This window comes from Arsenicicoccus cauae (assembly GCF_009707125.1).
In the GTDB taxonomy this organism is placed as follows: Bacteria; Actinomycetota; Actinomycetes; order Actinomycetales; family Dermatophilaceae; genus Arsenicicoccus; species Arsenicicoccus cauae.
The window spans coordinates 1-17,908 of sequence record NZ_WLVL01000007.1; the positions used below are offsets into that span (position 1 = coordinate 1).

Here is a 17,908-nt window from a genome sequence, read left to right on the forward strand (position 1 = left end):
CACCGGCCAGCGCGCCGCCGGCGCCGGCAGCTCCGGCACCGCCAGCCGTCGCGGACGTCGCCCCGCCCGGGGGGCCCGCCAGCACGTCGGCCCGGTCGATGCTCTCGGTGGGGGCGAACAGGGCGGCGGCCGTCGCCTGCGCCGCCGGGCTGAGCGGGCGTCCCACGCGCGCCGCCTCGAGGTCGTCACGGAACTCGTCGGCGGTCTGGTAGCGGCGGTCCCGGTCCTTGACCAGCGCGTGCATGATCACCGTGTCGAGCGCGCGGGGGATGCTGTGCTCGTGGCTGGACGGCAGCGAGGGATCCTCGCCGACGTGCTGGTAGGCGATGGCGAGCGGTGAGTCGCCGACGAACGGCGGCCGCCCCGTCACCAGCTCGAAGAGCAGGCACCCGGCCGAGTAGAGGTCGGAGCGGCCGTCGACGTCCTGGCCGCGGGCCTGCTCGGGCGAGAGGTATTGCGCGGTGCCGATGACGGCCTGGGTCTGGGTCATGGTGGCGGTCGACTCCCCGCCCCCGCGGGCGATCCCGAAGTCCATCACCTTGACGTCGCCGTCGTCGGTCAGCATGACGTTGCCGGGCTTGACGTCCCGGTGCACGATGCCGCGCTGGTGGGAGTAGCCGAGGGCGGACAGCACCCGCATGACGATGCGCATGGCCTCGTCGGCCGAGAAGGCGCCGCGGTCGTGCATGAGCTGGCTGAGGGTGTGCCCCTGGACCCGCTCCATGACGATGTAAGGGATGACCTCCTGCAGGCCGACGCTGTTGGTGACGATGTCCTCGCCGGAGTCGAACACCGCGACGATGTGCGGGTGGTTGAGGCTGGCGGCGGCCTGCGCCTCGCGGCGGAAGCGTCCCTGGAAGGTCCGGTCGCCGAGCCGGCCGGCGTGGAGCATCTTGATGGCGACCCGGCGGCCGAGGCGGACGTCGTGCGCCTCGTGGACGGTGGCCATGCCGCCGCGGCCGATCTCCTCGCCGAGCTCGTAGCGGCCGCCGATCAGCCTGCTCACTTGCGGATCACCGCCTCCATGACCTCCTTGGCGATGGGGGCAGCGACCTTGTTGCCACCCGTCTCGCGCCCGGCGGACCCACCATCCTCGACCACCACGGCGACCGCCACCTGGGGCTGGTCGGCCGACGCGGTGAGCGGGGCGATGGCGGTGAACCAGGCGTGCGGCGCCTTGTCGTTGCCCTGCTGCGCCGTGCCGGTCTTGCCGCCGACCTCGACACCGGGGATCCGGGCGTTGGACCCGGTCCCGTCCTCGACCACGCCGCGCATCATCTGGGCGACCTGGTCGGCGACCTCGGAGGTGACGGCCTTGGACAGCTGCTCCGGCTTGGTCTCGTCGAGGACGCTGAGGTTGTCGCCGCGCACCGAGGCGATCAGGTGCGGGCGCATGACGACGCCCTTGTTGGCGATGGCGGCACTCACCATGGCGACCTGCAGCGGGGTGACGCGGACGTCGTACTGCCCGATCGCGGCCTGCGCGGACTGGGCCTTGTCCATCCCCGTCGGCACCTTGCTCGGGGTCACCCGCATCGGCACCCGCAGCTCGTCGCCGAAGCCGAACTTGGCGGCCTGGTCGGCCAGGGCGTCGCCCCCGAGCTGGATCCCGATGCCGCCGAAGGCTGAGTTGCACGACGTCTCCAGCGCCTTCTGGAGGGTGATCTGGTCAGAGCCCGTGCACGAGCCGTTCTGCCAGTTGGTGAGGGGGACGGACGACAGCGGCAGCTTGAGCTGTGCCGGGGCGGGGATGCGGGAGGTGACGTCATACTGCCCGGAGGACAGGGCCGCGGCCGTGGTCACGAGCTTGAAGACCGAGCCGGGCGGGTAGAGGTCGCCCCCGATGGACCGGTTGACCAGGGGCTTGGAGCGGTCGGCGTTGAGGGACTTCCAGGCGTCGGTGACGGCGGAGAAGCGGTGGCTGGACAGCGCCGCCGGGTCGTAGGTCGGGTGGCTGACCATGGCGAGGATCGCGCCGGTGCGCGGGTCGAGGGCGACCACGGCCCCGCGCTGGTCGCCGAGTGCCTTCTCGGCCGCCTGCTGCACCTCGGGGCGGATGGTGAGCTCGACGGAGGCGCCCGCGGGCTGCCGTCCGCTGACCAGGTCGCTGATCCGGCGGTAGAAGAGCTTGTCGGATCTGCCGGAGAGCAGCTCGTCCTCGGCGCCCTCGATGCCGCCCCCGGCGCCGTAGGTGAACGAGTAGTAGCCCGTCACGTGGCTGTAGAGACGTCCGGAGGGATAGGTGCGCTCCCACCTGAGCTCGTCGTCGGTGGCCACGGATCTGGCGATCGGGGTGCCGCCGAGGAGGATCTGGCCGCGCTCGCGGTCGTAGGACGCCAGGACGCTGCGGCGATTGTCGCTGCGGTCGCCGAGGGCCTTGGCCTGGAAGAACATGATCGACGTCGACGAGATCAGCAGGCTGCAGAACAGGATGGCGGCCACGACGGCGAGGCGGCGGATGGGCGGGTTCATCGGGTCCGCACCACCTGGGTCGCCTCGTCGGAGCCGAGCGGCTGGTCGGGGTCGTCACCGTCGTCGATGGGTCGTCGGGCCTGGTCGCTGATGCGCAGGAGCAGCGCGATGATGCTCCAGTTGGCGATCAGGCTGGACCCACCGGCCGACAGGAACGGCGTCGTCAGGCCGGTCAAGGGGATGACGCGGGTGAGGCCCCCGACGATGACGAAGACCTGCAGCGCCATCCCGAACGCCAGGCCGGCCGCGAGCAGTTTGCCGAAGCCGTCCCGGACACCGATCGCGGTGCGCAGGCCGCGCTCGACGAGGATGGCGTAGAGCGCGAGGATCGCGAACAACCCGAAGAGCCCGAGCTCCTCCGCGAGGCTCGCGACGATGTAGTCGGACTTGGCGAACGGCGTGATCTCGGGGTGGCCCTGGCCGAGACCGGTGCCGAGGAGCCCGCCGGACGCCATACCCATGATGCCCATCCCCACCTGCGACAGCCCCTTGTAGAAGGGATCCATCCACAGGTCGACGCGCGTCTGCACGTGGCTGAACAGCAGCCACGCGACGTAGGCGCCGCCGCAGAACATCGTCAGGCCGAGCGCGATCCAGGACACGCGCTCGGTCGCGACGTAGAGCATGGCGACGAACAGGCCGAAGAACAGCAGGGAGGACCCGAGGTCCTTCTCGAAGACGAGGATGCACAGGCTCAACGCCCACGCCACGAGGATGGGCCCGAGGTCGCGGGCGCGCGGCAGCGGGAAGCCGAGCACCCGCCGGCCGATGAGCGAGAGCACGTCCCGCGTCTGGACGAGGTAGCCGGCGAAGAAGATCGCGAGGACGATCTTGGCGATCTCGCCGGGCTGCAGGCCGAACGGCCCGATGCGGATCCAGATGCGGGAGCCGTACTGCGCGTCGCCGATCACGGGCAGCAGCGGCAGGAGCAGCAGGATCACGCCCGCCGCCATGAAGGTGTAGGTGTAGCGCCGCAGCCGGCGATGGTCGCGCAGCCACAGCAGCAGCGCGATCGCCGCCACCACCGACACGGCGCTCCACAGCAGCTGGCGCGGTGCGAGGACGCCCTCCTGGGTGCCCTCGAGGTCGATGCGGTGGATCATCACCAGCCCGAGCCCGTTGAGCAGCAGCGCGATCGGCAGGAGCAGCGGGTCGGCATAGCTCGCCCGCCAGCGCAGCGCGAGGTGGAAGGCGACGCCGATCACGAGCAGGCCGGCACCGTTGGTCACCATGTCGGTGGGCAGGCGGCCCTGGGTCTGCAGGCCGACGTTGGCATAGGCGAGCATCACGAGCGCGACGGCGAGCAGGGTGAGCAGCAGCTCGACGTTGCGACCGGTCCGAGGGCGGTATGACGAGACGGTGGTCACGGGGTCACCGCCGGGCTGGAGGCGCTGGTCGCCGCACGGGGCGACGTGACGGCGGACGCGGGAGCGGTCTGGGCCGTCGTCGCCGTGGAGGGCGTGGAGGGGGTGGGCGTGGCGCCGGGCGACGTGGTCGTGGTGACGGGCCCTCCGCAGGGACGGCCCTGGGCCTTGGCCGCGGCGCAGGCCGTTGCCTGGGTCCGCAGGTCGGCGACCACCGCCCGGGCGGCCTCCAGGCTGCCGGCCGTGACGCCGTCGGTCACCCGGGTGCGATAGAAGTCGGGGAGGTCCGCGACCGGGATGTCGGTGCGCTCGGCCGTGCTGGACAGCGAGACCGGGCCGACCGTCTGGTCCAGGCCCCGATAGATGGTGACGCGGTCGTCCTGGGTGCCCACGTAGTACTGCTGCTGGGTCCAGCGCCAGCCGGCGTAGGCGAGGCCGGCGAGCACGACCAGGGTCAGGACGACGGAGGCGACGACCTTGGCGAGGCGCGACCATCGCGACACGCCGCCCTCCTCGGCCAGGGTGACCTGCGGCTCGGCGGTGGCGCCGCTCGCGGAGCGCGTCAGGGCGGCGGCGCGGGCGGCGGGGGTGTCGGGGATGGCGCGGGGCATCTGCCGCGCGGCGGCGGCCCCCACGACCTGCGGGCGCGTGGACGGGCCCTCGCCGTCGGACAGGCGGACGACGTCGGCGACGATCGCGGTGATGTTGTCCTGACCTCCGGAGCGCAGGGCGAGGTCGACGAGCCGGTCGGCGGCGCGGCCCGGGTCGGGCACGGTGGCGAGGATCTCGGCGATGGTGTCGTGCGCGACGAACCCGCTCACCCCGTCCGAGCAGACGAGGTAGCGGTCGCCGTGGCGCAGCTCGCGCCAGGACACGTCGGGCTCGTCGCCCGGCTGCCCGGTCAGCACGCGCGTCACCATCGACCGCTGCGGGTGGTGCTCGGCCTCGTCGGCCGAGATGCGCCCGTCGTCGACCAGCGTCTGGACATAGGTGTGGTCGTGCGTGAGCTGGGTCAGCTCCTCCCCGCGCAGCAGGTAGGCCCGCGAGTCGCCGATGTGCGCCAGCGCCAGCTTGTTGTCGGTGCGCAGCAGCGCCGTGACGGTGGTGCCCATGCCGTGCAGCTCGGGCTGCTCCTGCGCGACGTCGTGCAGCTCGGCGTTGGCGCTCGCGATGGCGTCCTCGAGGTGCTGCAGGGCCCGCGACCCGTGGGTGTCGTCGTCCAGGTGCACCATGGCGCCGATCGCCGTGGAGCTCGCCACGTCACCGCCCGCGTGGCCCCCCATGCCGTCGGCCACGGCGAGCAGGTGGGGGCCGGCATACCCGCTGTCCTGGTTGCTGTCCCGGACCAGGCCGACGTGGGATCGTGCGGCATAGCGCACGGCCATGGGCATGGGCTACTTCCTCAGCTCGAGGACGGTGCGACCGATCCGCAGCTGGCTGCCGACCCCGACCGGCGTGATGTCGGTGAGCCGCTCCTCGCCGAGATAGGTGCCGTTGGTGGAGCGCAGGTCCTCGACCTTCCACCCCTGGTCGTCGCGGTAGACGCGGCAGTGGCGCCCGCTCGCGAAGTCGTCGTCGAGGATCAGCGCGCACTCCGGGTTGCGGCCGACGAGCACGCCGGACTCCTTGAGGTTGATCGTCGTGCCGCGCAGACCACCCTCGGTGACCACGATGCGGGTCGGCTCGTTGGACCGGCGCCGTGGTGCCACCGCCGGACGACGCCCGGCGCGGGGAGAGACGCGCGTGCCGTAGAGGTCGCGACGCAGCACGCCCGCCAGGCTGAACACGAAGAACCACAGCCCGACCAGCAGGCCCAGCCGGATGATCGTGAGGGTCAGCTCGCTCATGTCATCCCCGGCCCAGGCGGAAGGCGAAGGACGTCCGCCCCACGGTCACCCGATCGCCGTCGGACAGGCGTTGGCTCGTGATCCGGTGGCCCTCGACGAAAGTTCCGTTGGTGCTGCCGAGGTCGCGGATCGAGCCGACGAGGTGCGGGCCGTCGTGAGTGATACGGATCTCGGCGTGCTGCCGCGAGATGCCCGGGTCATCGAGCACGATGTCGGCCACCCCGTCCCGCCCGATGACCGTGATCGCCCCCAGCAGCGGGTAGCGGTCACCGTCGATGTCCAGCCACGGCCGGCGGGTCGGGTCCGGGCGGCGAGGCTCCGGCGCGGGGCGGGCGGGCTGCTGCGGGCGGGTGGCCTGCAGGTCGTCGTGCCGGTCGTCGTAGCCGTCGGCGGCGTAGGGGTCGGCGCGCTCGAGCGGGCGGTAGGTGCTCGCTGCGGCCGCGGATCCCGCTCCTGCCGCCGCGCCGCCCAGGCCTTGACCGACGCCGCCGGAGACGTCCCCGGGGATGGCGGCCGAGCCCGGGCCGTATGCCGGCGCCCCGCCGCCTCGCGGGTCGGCGTCCTCGCGGCGGCGGTCGGCATACCCGCTCTCGTCAGGACCGGGGGCGGGTCGGCGCATGGGCCGCCGCTCGGCCGAGACGGCCCACGGGTCCTTGGCACTCGCCGGGCGCAGCTTGAAGACGCCGGTCTCGAGCTCGGCGTCCTCGCTGAGGATCACCCGCAGCGGCCCCGCCGGGCGGTACCGCTGGCTGTCGGCGTGGTCCTCGGCGGCGGCGACGAGCTCGTCCGTCAGGCTCTCGGAGTACTGGCTGAGCTGGTCGTAGTCGCTCGGGCTGAGCGCGATCGTGTAGAGGTTGGGCACGATCGTGCGCCCCTGGCCCACCACCGCCGCCTTGTCGTCCATCGCCGTGCGGATCGCGCTCGCGATCTCCACCGGCTGCACGCTCGACTTGAACGCCTTGGCGAAGGCGCCGTTGACCATGGACGACAGCTTGCTCTCGAGATTGTCGAACAGTCCCACCGGCGCTCCTCCCTCTGCGACCTACGGCGACACGCGGACTCGTCTGGCATCGTAACGGCGGCGTCTGTCCGGCCGGTGGAGGCTGCCCTGGCGCGGGGTCTCGGTTTGGTGACTGGCGCGGGCATAGGGCAAGATAGGGCGTCGCACGTGGTCCCCGGATCGCGCGCAGCCACGGGCAAGTGGCGGAATGGCAGACGCGCTGGCTTCAGGTGCCAGTGTCCGCAAGGACGTGGGGGTTCAAGTCCCCCCTTGCCCACCAGATCGGCCCCCGGATCTCGCCGTCCGGGGGCCGTTCTCTTAGCCCGCGTCACTCGCCCCGGCTGTCCCGTCGCGCCACGCGCCCGTTGGTCACCAATCGCTCGCGTCCAGGTCCTTGCTCGGTGGTGGCCATGGGATCTGCCCACGGGGCTGCGGCCACCAACGACCGGGGTCTCAGCCCAAGGGGCTCACCCCTTGGCCGGCCAGTGCTTGGGTGGGGCGAACGGAGCTGCCGCTGGTTTGGACGCCGAGGTCTTCCAGGGTGAACCAGGCGACCTTGAGCCTTTCCTCGGCGGCTTGCCGACCGAGGGCTTCGAGCAGGAACGTCTTCCCGGTCCCCGACGGGCCGCACACCACCGGGCTCTCCCGTCGGTGGACCCACCCCTCAGGGTCAGCTCAGCTGGCGGCGGGGCTCAACCTGGCGCGGATCTTGTTGTTGGCCTTCTCGACGTCGAGACGACTGAGGAAGAACAGGATGATGGCGGTGGCGATGGCGGGGATCCACAAGTACATGAAGTAGAGCATGTTGATCGCCGAGGTGCTCTGGGTAGCGGCCTTGCCGACGTAGCCGCTGGCGGCGAGCAGCCAGCCGGCGAGTGCGGTCCCGATGCCTCCGCCGATCTTCACACCCAAGGTGGTGCAGGAGAACATCATCCCGTCGATGCGCTTGCCCGTGCGCAGCAGCGTGTGCTCAGAGGCCTCGGCGATGAGGGCGTTCAGGGTGCCTTGCAGGGGGCTCATGCCGAACGAGGCGATCGCAGAGAAGGCGAGCATGACGGGGATGTTGCCCAGATAGCCGCCGATCACGACGCCGATGCGGCCGATGACGGCGATGATGTAGCCCCACAGGTTGACCTTGTACATCTGTCCGAACCTGGCGACCAGGACCGGGGTGAACAGCAGGCCGAGGATGATCGGGATGTTGATGGCCCACGCGAACATGCCCAGAAGGGTCGCGTCGTTGAGGACGTAGGTCATGAAGTAGATGCCCATGTTCAGCGTCGCGGTGAAGATCTGCTGCACCAGGTAGACGACCAGGATGATCAGGTAGAACTTGTTCGCCAGGAGCAGGCGGGCACCTTCCTTGAAGGTGTACGTCTCGGTGGCCTGGACGTCGCGTCCTTCGTCGAGCTCGGTGGCGGGCAGTTCCTTGACCGACAGCACCGACAGGGTGTTGACCGCCAGGCCGATGACGGCGTAGATCACGGCGATCCAGCGCCATCCGTCCGCGCCGCCTCCGAGGGCGCGCACGCCCTGGACCGTGAGGGTCTGGATGAGCATGCTCGTGGTGAAGGCGAACATGAAGCGGATCGAGCCCATCTGGACACGCTCGGCGGGGTTCTTGGTGATGAGTGCTGTCAGCGCGGAGTAGGCGATGTTGTTGGCAGTGAAGAAGACGCTGTTGAGCAGGGTGTAGGCGATGAAGAACCAGACGTACTGGCTGGTCTCGCCGAGGCTGTCGGGGATGGCGAAGCAGGCCACCAGGGTCAGCGCGCAGCCGAAGTAGGGCCACAGCATCCAGGGTCGGGCCTTGCCCATGCGGGTGTGGGTCCGGTCCAGCAGGGCACCGAAGCCGATGTCGGTGACACCGTTGAACAGCTGGGCGACCATCATCAGTGTGCCGATGACGCCGGCGTTCAGTCCGACCTGGTCGGTCAGGTAGATCATGACGAAGGCCGACAGGAGGGCGTAGACGACGTTGCCGGCGACGTCGCCGGAGCCGTAGCCGATCTTGTTGCCCCAGGTCAGGTATTTCTTGTGCGTCAGGGACGCAGGGGATGCCGTGCTCATGGTCGTGTCCTTGTGCGATGGGGGTCAGTGGGCGACCGGGGTGAGGGTGAAGTCGATGAGGTACGTGTCGGCGTCGACGCGGTACTGCTCCAGCAGCTCGGGGCCGCAGCTGTTCGACCCGATGCCGGCCATCGCGTGGTCCAGGCACAGGACGGTGGATCCGCTGGGCTGGACCTCGGTGTCGTGCCGTGCTGCCTGGAGCGCCTCCTGGGTGGTGGTGGAGGCGTTGAAGGAGAACGGGGCGGCGCCGGTCACGGTCAGGGACGCGTCGCCGCCGGTCAGCCTCAGCCAGTCGCAGTCGCCGCGGCTGCCGTTCTCCTGCGGGCGCAGATAGGGCGTGCCAAGGGTGTCGACGGTGCTGTCGAACCGGCCGTGCCAGCTGGCGCGACGCTTGTCGGGGTAGTTCTCCCCGGGGCCGAGCCCGATGTAGCAGACCTGGTCGACCTGGGCGGGCAGGAAGAAGCGCAGCCCCAGGCGTGGCAGAGGGGGAAACTCCGGCGCGCGGCGCACGTCCATGCGCACCCTGAGGGTGCCGCAGGCGTGGATGGTCCATCGAGTGCTCATCCGCAGGATGGGCTGCACGGTGGGGGCCACCATCGACATGTCGGCGTCGATGATCACGGCCCCGTCGGGGGTCGTGGTGACGCCGCACGTGTAGGCGCGTGCCTGTGCCTGGTGGTAATGGGCTCGTTCCCACTCCAGGCGGATGCGTCGGTCGTTGTCGGTGGGAGCGCGCCAGATGTTCATCTCGGCGGGCCGCTCGAGCAGGTCCGTGCCGTTCACGCGCAGCGTCTGGGGCAGGCCGGTGGTCGGGTCGAAGACGTACCGGAAGCCCTCACCGGCGACGACGATGCTGCGGTCGGTGCGTGCCACGGTGGGGGTGGCGCCCCTCGCCGCGGGCTTCTCGGCCAGGGCGCGCTGGTTGCGGGGGTCGGCGGTGGGCACCTCGACCTCGTCCATCCCGAGCTCATGACCGGCCGGGCGTATCCCGTCGTCGTGGCGCAGGTGGTAGCGGACCTGCAGGTGGCATCGTCCGGCCGCGGGGACCGGGGGTCGGCACGACACCTGCACGACCTGGTGGGGGGCCACAGGGCCGTCGAGGACGATGCCGTCCTGGGCGTCGACGACCTCGCCGTCGCACACGAGTCGCCAGGACAGGGTGGCGTGGGCGGCCAGGTCGGTGAAGTCGAGGTCGTTGCGTACGGTGAAGGAACCGTTGTCGTGGTCGTAGCCGAGGACGCGTGCGGGGCGTTGGACGTTCTTCAGCTCCAGCAGCCCCGGATGGGGGCGCCGGTCCGGCGAGACCAGCCCGTCGACGCAGAAGTTGCCGTCGTGAATCGTCTCTCCGGAGTCGCCGCCGTACAGGTACCGCGGTCGCCCGTCAGCGGTTCGGCCCGCAAGGACCGCATGGTCGCACCACTCCCACACGAACCCGCCGCACAGGCGAGGGTCGTCGTTGATCAGCTGCCAGTAGTCCTCGAGGTCGCCAGGCCCGTTGCCCATGGCGTGGCAGTACTCCACCAGGATCAGCGGCTTGTCCGGGTCGGTCGCCAGGTAGTCCTTCATCTCGGCCTGGGTGGGGTACATCCGGCTGTACAGGTCGATGTTGGAGTAGTCGTAGCGCCGCTTGGAGTCCCGGTAGTAGGAGCTCTCGTAGTGGGTGAGGCGGGTCGGGTCGAAGCCCTTCATCCACTGCAGCGCCTGCTCCAGGGTGCAGCCGTAGGCGCACTCGTTGCCGGCAGACCAGGAGATGATGCTGGGCCGGTTCTTCTCCCGCCGGACGCACAGCTGCACGCGGTCGACCGTGGCGTCGGTCCAGTCCGGGTTGTCGGCGATGAGGTCGTTCCAGTGCTCGACGACGTTGTCCCAGGAGTCGTCGGCCAGGAACTGCGTCTGGGTGCCGTGGCTCTCGTTGTCGGCCTCGGACATGACCAGGAAGCCGTACTGGTCGCACAGCTGGTAGAACCGGGGGTCGTTCGGGTAGTGCGAGCTGCGGACGGCATTGATGTTGTGCTGTCGCATGAGCGCCAGGTCGTGTCGCATGTGTTCCAGGTCGACCACCGGGCCGGTCTCGGGGTCGGAGTCGTGGCGGTTGACGCCACGGATGGTGACCGGGGCGCCGTTGAGCTGCAGTACCACGTCCTGGATCCCGACCTCCCGGATCCCGACCTGGTCCGTGATCACCTCACCGGGGGTCTGCACCTGCAGCGTGTACAGGTAGGGGGCCTCGGGGTTCCACAGCCGCGGCTGGTCCACCCGCAGCTCGCACCGGTGGGTGTACCCCTGCTCGTCTCCTCCCGGCCCCATGTCGCCGGTCGCGACGATCGTCCCGTCCGCGGCGGTCAGGGTGACGCGGGTGGGCACAGGCTCCCCCCGGTAGGTGCCGCGCACCAGGACGCACGCGTCCTCGATGCCCAGGGTGGTGGTGACGAAGTAGTCGAAGAGCACCGACTCAGGACGCGTGAGCAGGTATACGTCGCGGATGATGCCGCTCGTGCGGAACTTGTCCTGGTCTTCCAGATAGGTCCCGTCGCACCACTTGACGACGAGCACGACGAGTCGGTTGCTGCCGGGCTGGAGCACGTCCGTGACGTCAAACTCGCTGGTCGCGTGCGTCACCTGGCTGTAACCCACGTAGCGGCCGTTCAACCACACGTAGAAGCACGAGTCCACGCCCTCGAACACCAGGTAGGAGCGTGGCGTACCGGAGCGGGGCTCGTGCTCGAGGTCCAGGGTGTACACCCCGCACGGATTGTCCTGGGGGACGAACGGCGGATCCAGCGGGATGGGGTAGCGCACGTTCGTGTACTGGTGCGCGTCGTAGCCGGCGGCCTGCCAGGTGCCGGGAACCTGTACCGCGTCCATAGCCCCCAGGTCGCGCTCGGGCGAGCAGAAGTCGTCCGGGAGGTCGCGCACGCTGGCGTGACAGCTGAATGCCCAGGTGCCGTTGAGCAGGCGCACCCGGTCGGAGTCGCGACGGGCGTTGACCACGTCGGGCAACGGACCAGACCCGGGGATGTAGTAGGACCGCGCCGGCAGGGTGTTCTCGTGCAGGACGCTCAGATCCTCGTGGTGCTTCGGAACCATCATCGTTGGTGCTCCTGAACCGCTGGGGTGCTCGAGCTCGTGACAGTGAGCCACGAGGGGACTTTCGAGGCCGCGGTCGCCGCCAGGACCGCCCCCGGCCCCCGGAGGGACCCACGACGGACTGGGTCAGCGTCGACCGAACCATACCTATGTTTGCGTTACCACAGACGTTATTTCGTCAAGCATCCGCACGCCGTGGGCAGTTGTCAAGGGTTGCGAAACGGTTGTGATAGCGCAAACATGGGAGTGCTTCCGGTGCCTCCCGGGGATGGCTCGCCGAGCCGGTCATCCACCGGGCCGCCCCTGGCAGCCCGGCCGAGCGGCTGCTGTGATCTCGCCGGACACCCGGTCGAACGGGCCCGTGACGGTACCGTTGCCGCGTCCTACCGCCGCCATCGGCCGCGCCTCCGCGGCCACCACTTACCAGAAGGGACCCCGCCCATGACCCAGCTGAGCAGCACCGGGCGCCGCGGCGGCGTCGGATGGATCGGGCGCCCTACCGCCAAGGACGTCGCGTCCCTCGCCGGCGTGTCCGCGCAGACCGTCTCCCGGGTGGCCAACGGCGCCGACAACGTCCTTCCCGAGACGCGCGACCGTGTGCTGGAGGTCATGGCCCGCCTGGGGTACACCCCCAACGCGGCAGCACGCGTCCTGCGCGCCGGCCGCTCCACCAGCCTCGGTTTGGTCGCGCACCACATCAGCCGCACCGGCGAGGCCAAGATCATCGAAGCCGTCTGCGCCACGGCCCGCGAACGCAGCTACGACGTGTCCCTGACCGTTGCTCCCACCGGCTCCTCCGACGACCTCAACCGCGCGATGCTGCGTTCGCGCCAAGGAGTCGCCGGCCTGGTCGTCCTCGGTCTGGAGACCGCCGAGATCGACCAACTGCGATTCCCCGCGAACATGCCCGTGGTCGTGACCGACTCCCGCACCCTGTCGCTGCCCACCGTCGGACTCGACCAGGCAGGTGGCGCGCAGCTGGCCGTCGAGCACCTGCTCGGCACCGGCGCCCACACGGTCCACCTGGTCGCGGGCCCCGAGAACTCGATCCAGTCCCAGCAGCGGCAGCAGGGGTGGCGACGAGCTCTCCAGACAGCCGGTCGCCCGATCCCCGAACCCCTCCATGGCGACTGGACCCCCGCCTCGGGATACCAGGCGGGACGGCACCTAGCCGCGCAGGACGGCGTCCGGGCCGTCTTCGTCGCGAACGACGAGATGGCCAGCGGTGTCATGCGCGCCATGCACGAAGCCGGGCTGCGAATCCCCGAAGACGTCGCCCTGGTCGGTTTCGACGACGTCAGCGCGGAGTGCCTCTGGCCTCCCCTGACCAGCGTGAGGCAGGACTTCCGCGCCATCGGCGAGCACCTGGTCACCCTCCTGCTTGAGCGCCTCGACACCCCATCTGCCCAAGGCGCCATCCCGGTGTCCCAGGCCATCGTCGTCCCACCGCGCCTGATCGTCCGCGCGAGCACCGCACGACGGTGATGACCGGCCGGACGGGATTTGCGGTGTCGAGCAGCGTGATCGCATATCGGACCACCCGACGGCGCTGACGCCCGACGAGGAGCCGCCGATGTTCCAGCCGATCCCCCTGGCCAACGTCCCCGCCCCCGCCTGACCGGTCCTCACGAGATCGGGGCTGCTCCTGGTGATAGCCACCAGCAGCAGCCCCGATCTCGTGCGTTCGCCCCGTCCGGGCGGGTAGGGCGGCTCGGCATACGAGCGTCTCTGGGCTCTCCCGGTCCGGCGAGACGGTATGACGACCTGCCCGGAGCAGGCCCTGCCGCCGTCAGCTCGCGACGGTGAACCGCTCGCCGCGGTGGGCGGGGCGCTCGAGCTCGTCGACGAGGGCCACCGCGAAGTCCTCGGCGCTGACCTGGTCGCCGGCGGGCACGTCGAGCTCGACGGTGTAGCGCCCGGTACGCTCGCCGGGCGCGATGACCGGCGCGGGGGCGAGCATCGTCCAGTCCAGCCCCTCGGCCGCGCGATAGAGGTCGAGCACGGCGGCGAAGGTGTCGGACTCGGGCTTGTACTCCGCGGGGAAGCCCGGGGTGTTGCGCAGCTGGGTGTCCCCGACCTGAAGCGCACCGGCTCCGCCGACGACGAGGAGGCGACCCACGGGACGTGCCTCGATGAGCGCGCGGTGCGCGGCGAGGGTCGGCTCGTGGCTGCCGCCGTCTCGTGCCGGGGGCACCGCGATGACGGTCGCGTCGCTGGCGGCCATCTGGGCGATGACGACGTCGGTGTCGGACAGGTCGATGGTCAGGGCCTCGGCCCCGTCGACGGGAGTGCCGCGGCGCGATCCGGCGACGACCTCGTGGCCGCGGGAGAGTGCCTCCGCGACGACGCGCTGACCGACCATGCCGGTGGCCCCGATGACGGTGATCTTCATGTCTGCCTCCTGTGATGATGTGCTGCCTGGACCAACGATAGTATGGATAGGTAACCAAGTACCTCAAGGTAACCACTACCCCCAGGAGCAGATTCGTCGTGGACCCCCAGCCCCGCTTCGACGTCCTCGACCCCGGCTGCCCCTCGCGCACCGTGCTCCGCCACCTCACCGACCGGTGGACGCCGCTGGTGGTGGGGGTGCTCGCGGTGGGGCCTGCGCGCTTCGGCGAGGTCCGGGACCAGGTGGGCGGCGTCACCGCCAAGGTGCTCACCCAGACGCTGCGCTCCATGGAGCGGGACGGCCTCGTGAGCCGGCGCGCCCAGCCGACGATGCCGCCGCGGGTGGACTACGAGCTGACCACGCTGGGGCTGACGCTCGTCGAGCCGCTGGACGCGCTGCGCGGCTGGGCGGAGCAGCATGCGGACGAGGTGCTGGAGGCGCGCTCGTCCTACGACCTGGGCCCTGAGCCGGCGCCTGACGGCGGCTGACCGCTCGCGGCGACGTCCCCCAGATCGTGAGGGTCTGGACCATCACTCCTCGCCCAGACCCTCACGATCAGGACAGGACCCAGCCGTCGGGGGTCTCGCGGATCACCCGGTCCGCGCGCGACCGGGTCGCCCGGATCAGCTCGGCGTTGACCTCGTCGACCTCGTCCACCCAGGCCCGTGCCGCTGCGGCCGGCTTGCCAAAGGCCGTATGCCGGGCGACCAGCCGCTCGCGGCGCACCGCGTCGTCGAGCTCGACCCACCACACCTCGTCACACGCGGCGCGCGCCTGCTCCCACCCCGGCAGCAGGAGGTAGTTGCCCTCCGAGACGACGACGCGCGCCGCCGCCTCCACGACCAGGGCCGCTGCGAGGGGCTGCTCCAGCTCGCGCTCGAAGCCGGGCACGTAGACGTCCTCGTCGGCAGTGCTGACCCGGGCGAGGGTGGCGGCGTACCCGTCCCGGTCGAAGGTCTCGGGCGCTCCCTTGCGCTCGCGCAGGCCCAGCCGGTCGAGCTGCGCGTCGGCGAGGTGGAAGCCGTCCATCGGCAGGTGCGCCGCGAAGCCCTCGCCGTGCCGGGCGCGCAGCGCGTCCAGGAGGGCCAGCGCCAGCGTGGTCTTGCCGGCGCCGGGCGCCCCCGTGATTCCGAGGACGAGTCGCCGGCCCCCGCCCGGGCTGCGCTCGCCCGAGCCGGGCCCGCCAGGCCCCTCGACGAGCGTCTCGACGAGCTGCGAGAGGGTGGCGGTCGTCATACGGGGACCACCCGGGTGAGGGGTCGAGTCCGGCCGCCCCCCAACCCGGCTCACCAGATCTCGAACGACCCGCGGAACACCCGGGCGGCGTCGTCCTCGGTCACCTCCTTGGGGCAGGCGCTGAGCAGGCGCTGCTGCTTCATGGTGCCGGTGACCAGGTCGTCAACATCCGCGTCGCTATAGCCGACGGCGCCGAGCCCGTTGGGCAGCGCGATGTCGCGCATCAGGCGGGACAGCACGGTCGGCAGCAGGTCGGCCGGGTCGTCGGTCATCGGGGCGTCCGGGTCGAGCATCCGGGCGGCCTCGACGTGCCGGTCCGGGTTGGTGTCGAAGGTGAACCGGAAGGCTTCCGGCGCCGTCAGCGACACCGACATGCCGTGCGGCACCATCGCCTCGTCCCCCGCGTAGTCGTCGGGGTGGAAGTCCTTGACCTGCCCCGCGATCGGGTAGGCATTGGCGTGCGGCAGGTGCACCCCGGCGTTGCCGAAGCCCATCCCCGCGAAGGTCGCTGCGAGCGCCATGTCATAGCGCGCGTCCTCGTCGTCGCCGTGGTGCACCGCCTGGCGGAAGGCGTGCGAGAGCAGCTGCAGCGCGCGGCTGCACCACATGTCCGAGACCGGGTTGGCGCCGCAGTACGGCACGCGCTGCTCGGGCTGCTTGCGGGGGTAGGCGGCATACTGCTTGGCGGTCCAGCTCTCGAGCGCGTGGCACAGGATGTCCATGCCGGCGCTCGCGGTGACCCCCGCGGGCTGGGTCAGGGTCAGCCGCGGGTCCACGACGGCGAGGGTGGGGCGCAGCCGCGCGTGGCTGATCCCCGTCTTGACCTTCTGCGCGAGCACGTCGAGCACGCAGATGGTGGTGCTCTCGGCGCCCGTGCCGGTGGTGGTGGGCACGGCCACGAGCGGTTTGAGCGGGTTGACGGGGTCGCGGCCCTCGCCGACGGGCACGTTGACGTAGTCCATCAGCTCGCCGGGGTTGGTCATCAGCAGGTTGATCGCCTTGGCGGTGTCGATGCTCGACCCGCCCCCGACCGCGACGTAGGCGTCGTAGGGGCCGTGGGCGCGGGCGTGGTCGATGGCCTCCTGCAGGCTCGCATCGGTCGGCTCCACGTGCACCTGGTCAAAGACGTCGGCCCGTATGTCGAACCGGGCCATCTGCTCGGCAACGCGCTGCGGGGTGCCGGTGGCGGCGATGCCGGGGTCGGTGACGACGAGGACGTGCTTGGCGCCCGTGAGGGACAGGTCGTAGCCGATCTCCTCCGACGCGCCGAGCCCGAACTTGAGCTGGGGGGCGCCATACGTGAAGACGGTCTCCTGGTGCGCGTGCTCGCTCACTTGATCACCACCGGGTTGACGGGGGTGCCCGCGGCCTTGGCGACCTTGAGCGGCGCGGCGACGTAGAAGAAGGTGAACTGGCCGTCCTCGGCGCAGTCCGCGGCGAGCTCCTCGAGGTCGCAGATCTCGGTGAGGGCGACGCCGAGGTTGCGCATGAGCGCGCAGTGAAGCGGGAGCGCGACGCCCGAGCCCGGGTCGTAGGTGACCTCGTTGGCGATGGTGTCGGTCGCGAGGTTGGGGATCTCCATGTCCTGGAACCATTGGGCGAGCTCGAGCGAGTAGGTCAGGCCCGGCTCGCAGAAGTCGTCGTAGAAGGCGTCACCCTTGTCGAAGAAGTGCTTGAGGTAGTTGGTGCGCACCACGAGGATGTCGTGCTTCTCGATCGGGGTGCCCTGCGCCTCCGCGCACGCGACGAGGTCCTCGTGGGTGAACGTCTCGGCCGGGTCCAGGGCCTCCTTGCCACGCCACCGCGCGATGTCGAGCAGGATGCCCCGGCCGGCCACGCCCCGCTCCGCGATCGGCATGATCGACGCCTTGTCGAGCCCGCCGACGGTGGTGTCGGCGTCGTAGCCGTTCCAGATCTTGCCGTCGTACCAGAGGTGGCCGAGGGCGTCATACTGCGTCGATCCCTGCAGGAAGGCGTCGAGCTTGTCGTCGGCGTAGTGCAGTCCGCCGGGGTACTCGGGGCCGCCCGCGCCGTCGTACCAGTTGGACTCGTCGAGGATCTGGGTGCGCACCGCGGGGGTGCGGCCGGGCCAGACCGGGTCGCCCTTGGGGTCGCCGATCATGCGCTGCAGCGTGAAGACGCGGCCGGTCCTGACGCTGCCGATCCCGCGCATCACCTCGCCCGGGGTGAGGTAGTTGAGGGCGCCCACCTCGTCGTCGGGACCCCACTTGCCCCAGTTGGTGGGGGCGTCCTTGAGCAGCTCGTTCATCGAGGGTGCATCGGTCATCGTCGTCCTCCTGCACTGAGGGGTGGGGCGCCTCGTCGCGGCCCGCCGCACCAGTAGACCCCGTCGGCCCGCACTGCGCTACCCCAGGATCAGGGCGCCTATGCCGGGGCCCGCCGCGCGACCCCGTGACGTGCTGGCGCCGTGGGGCAGCGC

Annotated in this window: 14 protein-coding genes, 1 tRNA gene and 1 pseudogene; 3 read left to right on the forward strand and 13 right to left on the reverse strand. The window is 70.7% G+C overall.

The annotated features are described in order from the left end of the window. The 6 genes from GGG17_RS02120 to GGG17_RS02145 all read right to left on the reverse strand — a co-directional run. Positions 1-1,006 (reverse strand): protein kinase domain-containing protein (locus GGG17_RS02120; RefSeq protein ID WP_375804495.1); only part of this gene is annotated, 1,006 nt, incomplete at its 3' end. After that, the gene (locus GGG17_RS02125) at positions 1,003-2,472 is read right to left on the reverse strand and encodes a peptidoglycan D,D-transpeptidase FtsI family protein (protein ID WP_154592156.1); all 1,470 of its coding nucleotides are present in this window, start codon (positions 2,470-2,472) and stop codon (positions 1,003-1,005) included. The genes GGG17_RS02120 and GGG17_RS02125, both read right to left, overlap by 4 nt. Continuing rightward, positions 2,469-3,839 (reverse strand): FtsW/RodA/SpoVE family cell cycle protein, encoded by a 1,371-nt coding sequence (locus GGG17_RS02130; RefSeq protein ID WP_311966362.1) that lies wholly within the window; start codon positions 3,837-3,839, stop codon positions 2,469-2,471. Before GGG17_RS02130 ends, GGG17_RS02125 begins: the two co-directional genes overlap by 4 nt. Then, positions 3,836-5,227 (reverse strand): Stp1/IreP family PP2C-type Ser/Thr phosphatase, encoded by a 1,392-nt coding sequence (locus GGG17_RS02135; RefSeq protein ID WP_154592157.1) that lies wholly within the window; start codon positions 5,225-5,227, stop codon positions 3,836-3,838. Before GGG17_RS02135 ends, GGG17_RS02130 begins: the two co-directional genes overlap by 4 nt. 3 nt (positions 5,228-5,230) lie before the next feature. Continuing rightward, positions 5,231-5,683 carry an FHA domain-containing protein FhaB/FipA gene (locus GGG17_RS02140; protein ID WP_029210870.1) on the reverse strand — a complete coding sequence of 151 codons (453 nt, stop codon included), beginning with the start codon at positions 5,681-5,683 and terminating at the stop codon, positions 5,231-5,233. 1 nt (position 5,684) lies between these two features. Beyond that, entirely contained in the window at positions 5,685-6,704 is a 1,020-nt protein-coding gene (locus GGG17_RS02145) for an FHA domain-containing protein (protein WP_311966363.1), read from the reverse strand. Positions 6,705-6,877: 173 nt separating this feature from the next. On the opposite strand from GGG17_RS02145, the gene GGG17_RS02150 reads away from it, so the two are divergent. Continuing rightward, positions 6,878-6,963: transfer RNA gene (locus tag GGG17_RS02150), tRNA-Leu, on the forward strand. Between the two features lie 173 nt (positions 6,964-7,136). Here the strand turns inward: GGG17_RS02150 and GGG17_RS16785 are convergent. The 3 genes and pseudogenes from GGG17_RS16785 to GGG17_RS02165 all read right to left on the reverse strand — a co-directional run. Next, positions 7,137-7,331, reverse strand: a pseudogene (locus GGG17_RS16785) (hypothetical protein); the annotation flags it as partial. Positions 7,332-7,358: 27 nt separating this feature from the next. Continuing rightward, a complete protein-coding gene (locus GGG17_RS02160) occupies positions 7,359-8,753 on the reverse strand; it encodes an MFS transporter (protein WP_154592158.1) in 1,395 nt (464 codons plus the stop codon). A gap of 24 nt (positions 8,754-8,777) precedes the next feature. After that, entirely contained in the window at positions 8,778-11,843 is a 3,066-nt protein-coding gene (locus GGG17_RS02165; RefSeq protein ID WP_154592159.1) for a glycoside hydrolase family 2 TIM barrel-domain containing protein, read from the reverse strand. Positions 11,844-12,281: 438 nt separating this feature from the next. Here GGG17_RS02165 and GGG17_RS02170 point away from each other — a divergent pair, with 438 nt between their 5' ends. After that, positions 12,282-13,325, forward strand: coding sequence for a LacI family DNA-binding transcriptional regulator (locus GGG17_RS02170; RefSeq protein ID WP_154592160.1), 1,044 nt, complete (start codon positions 12,282-12,284; stop codon positions 13,323-13,325). A 304-nt stretch (positions 13,326-13,629) separates the two neighbouring features. On the opposite strand, the gene GGG17_RS02175 is transcribed toward GGG17_RS02170, so the two are convergent. Further along, a complete protein-coding gene (locus tag GGG17_RS02175; RefSeq protein WP_154592161.1) occupies positions 13,630-14,232 on the reverse strand; it encodes an NAD(P)-dependent oxidoreductase in 603 nt (200 codons plus the stop codon). A gap of 98 nt (positions 14,233-14,330) precedes the next feature. Between GGG17_RS02175 and GGG17_RS02180 the strand changes: the two genes are divergently transcribed. Beyond that, the gene (locus GGG17_RS02180) at positions 14,331-14,720 is read left to right on the forward strand and encodes a winged helix-turn-helix transcriptional regulator (RefSeq protein ID WP_311966364.1); all 390 of its coding nucleotides are present in this window, start codon (positions 14,331-14,333) and stop codon (positions 14,718-14,720) included. Between the two features lie 67 nt (positions 14,721-14,787). Here GGG17_RS02180 and GGG17_RS02185 read toward each other — a convergent pair whose 3' ends face one another. The 3 genes from GGG17_RS02185 to GGG17_RS16140 are packed head-to-tail and all read right to left on the reverse strand — an operon-like array spanning position 14,788 to position 17,755. After that, the gene (locus GGG17_RS02185; RefSeq protein WP_154592162.1) at positions 14,788-15,468 is read right to left on the reverse strand and encodes a nucleoside/nucleotide kinase family protein; all 681 of its coding nucleotides are present in this window, start codon (positions 15,466-15,468) and stop codon (positions 14,788-14,790) included. 50 nt (positions 15,469-15,518) lie between these two features. Then, a complete protein-coding gene (locus GGG17_RS02190) occupies positions 15,519-16,802 on the reverse strand; it encodes a hydroxyacid-oxoacid transhydrogenase (protein ID WP_311966365.1) in 1,284 nt (427 codons plus the stop codon). Next, entirely contained in the window at positions 16,799-17,755 is a 957-nt protein-coding gene (locus GGG17_RS16140; RefSeq protein WP_154592164.1) for a cyclase family protein, read from the reverse strand. Before GGG17_RS16140 ends, GGG17_RS02190 begins: the two co-directional genes overlap by 4 nt. Positions 17,756-17,908 lie beyond the last annotated feature (153 nt).

Excerpts from the sequence above, each read along its gene's own strand:
- GGG17_RS02135 (WP_154592157.1), bottom strand. The coding sequence starts at position 5,227 with ATGCCCATGGCCGTGCGCTATGCCGCACGATCCCACGTCGGCCTGGTC.
- GGG17_RS02160 (WP_154592158.1), bottom strand. The coding sequence starts at position 8,753 with ATGAGCACGGCATCCCCTGCGTCCCTGACGCACAAGAAATACCTGACC.
- GGG17_RS16140 (WP_154592164.1), bottom strand. The coding sequence starts at position 17,755 with ATGACCGATGCACCCTCGATGAACGAGCTGCTCAAGGACGCCCCCACC.
- GGG17_RS02170 (WP_154592160.1), top strand. The coding sequence starts at position 12,282 with ATGACCCAGCTGAGCAGCACCGGGCGCCGCGGCGGCGTCGGATGGATC.
- GGG17_RS02175 (WP_154592161.1), bottom strand. The coding sequence starts at position 14,232 with ATGAAGATCACCGTCATCGGGGCCACCGGCATGGTCGGTCAGCGCGTC.
- GGG17_RS02185 (WP_154592162.1), bottom strand. The coding sequence starts at position 15,468 with ATGACGACCGCCACCCTCTCGCAGCTCGTCGAGACGCTCGTCGAGGGG.
- GGG17_RS02165 (WP_154592159.1), bottom strand. The coding sequence starts at position 11,843 with ATGATGGTTCCGAAGCACCACGAGGATCTGAGCGTCCTGCACGAGAAC.
- GGG17_RS02125 (WP_154592156.1), bottom strand. The coding sequence starts at position 2,472 with ATGAACCCGCCCATCCGCCGCCTCGCCGTCGTGGCCGCCATCCTGTTC.
- GGG17_RS02140 (WP_029210870.1), bottom strand. The coding sequence starts at position 5,683 with ATGAGCGAGCTGACCCTCACGATCATCCGGCTGGGCCTGCTGGTCGGG.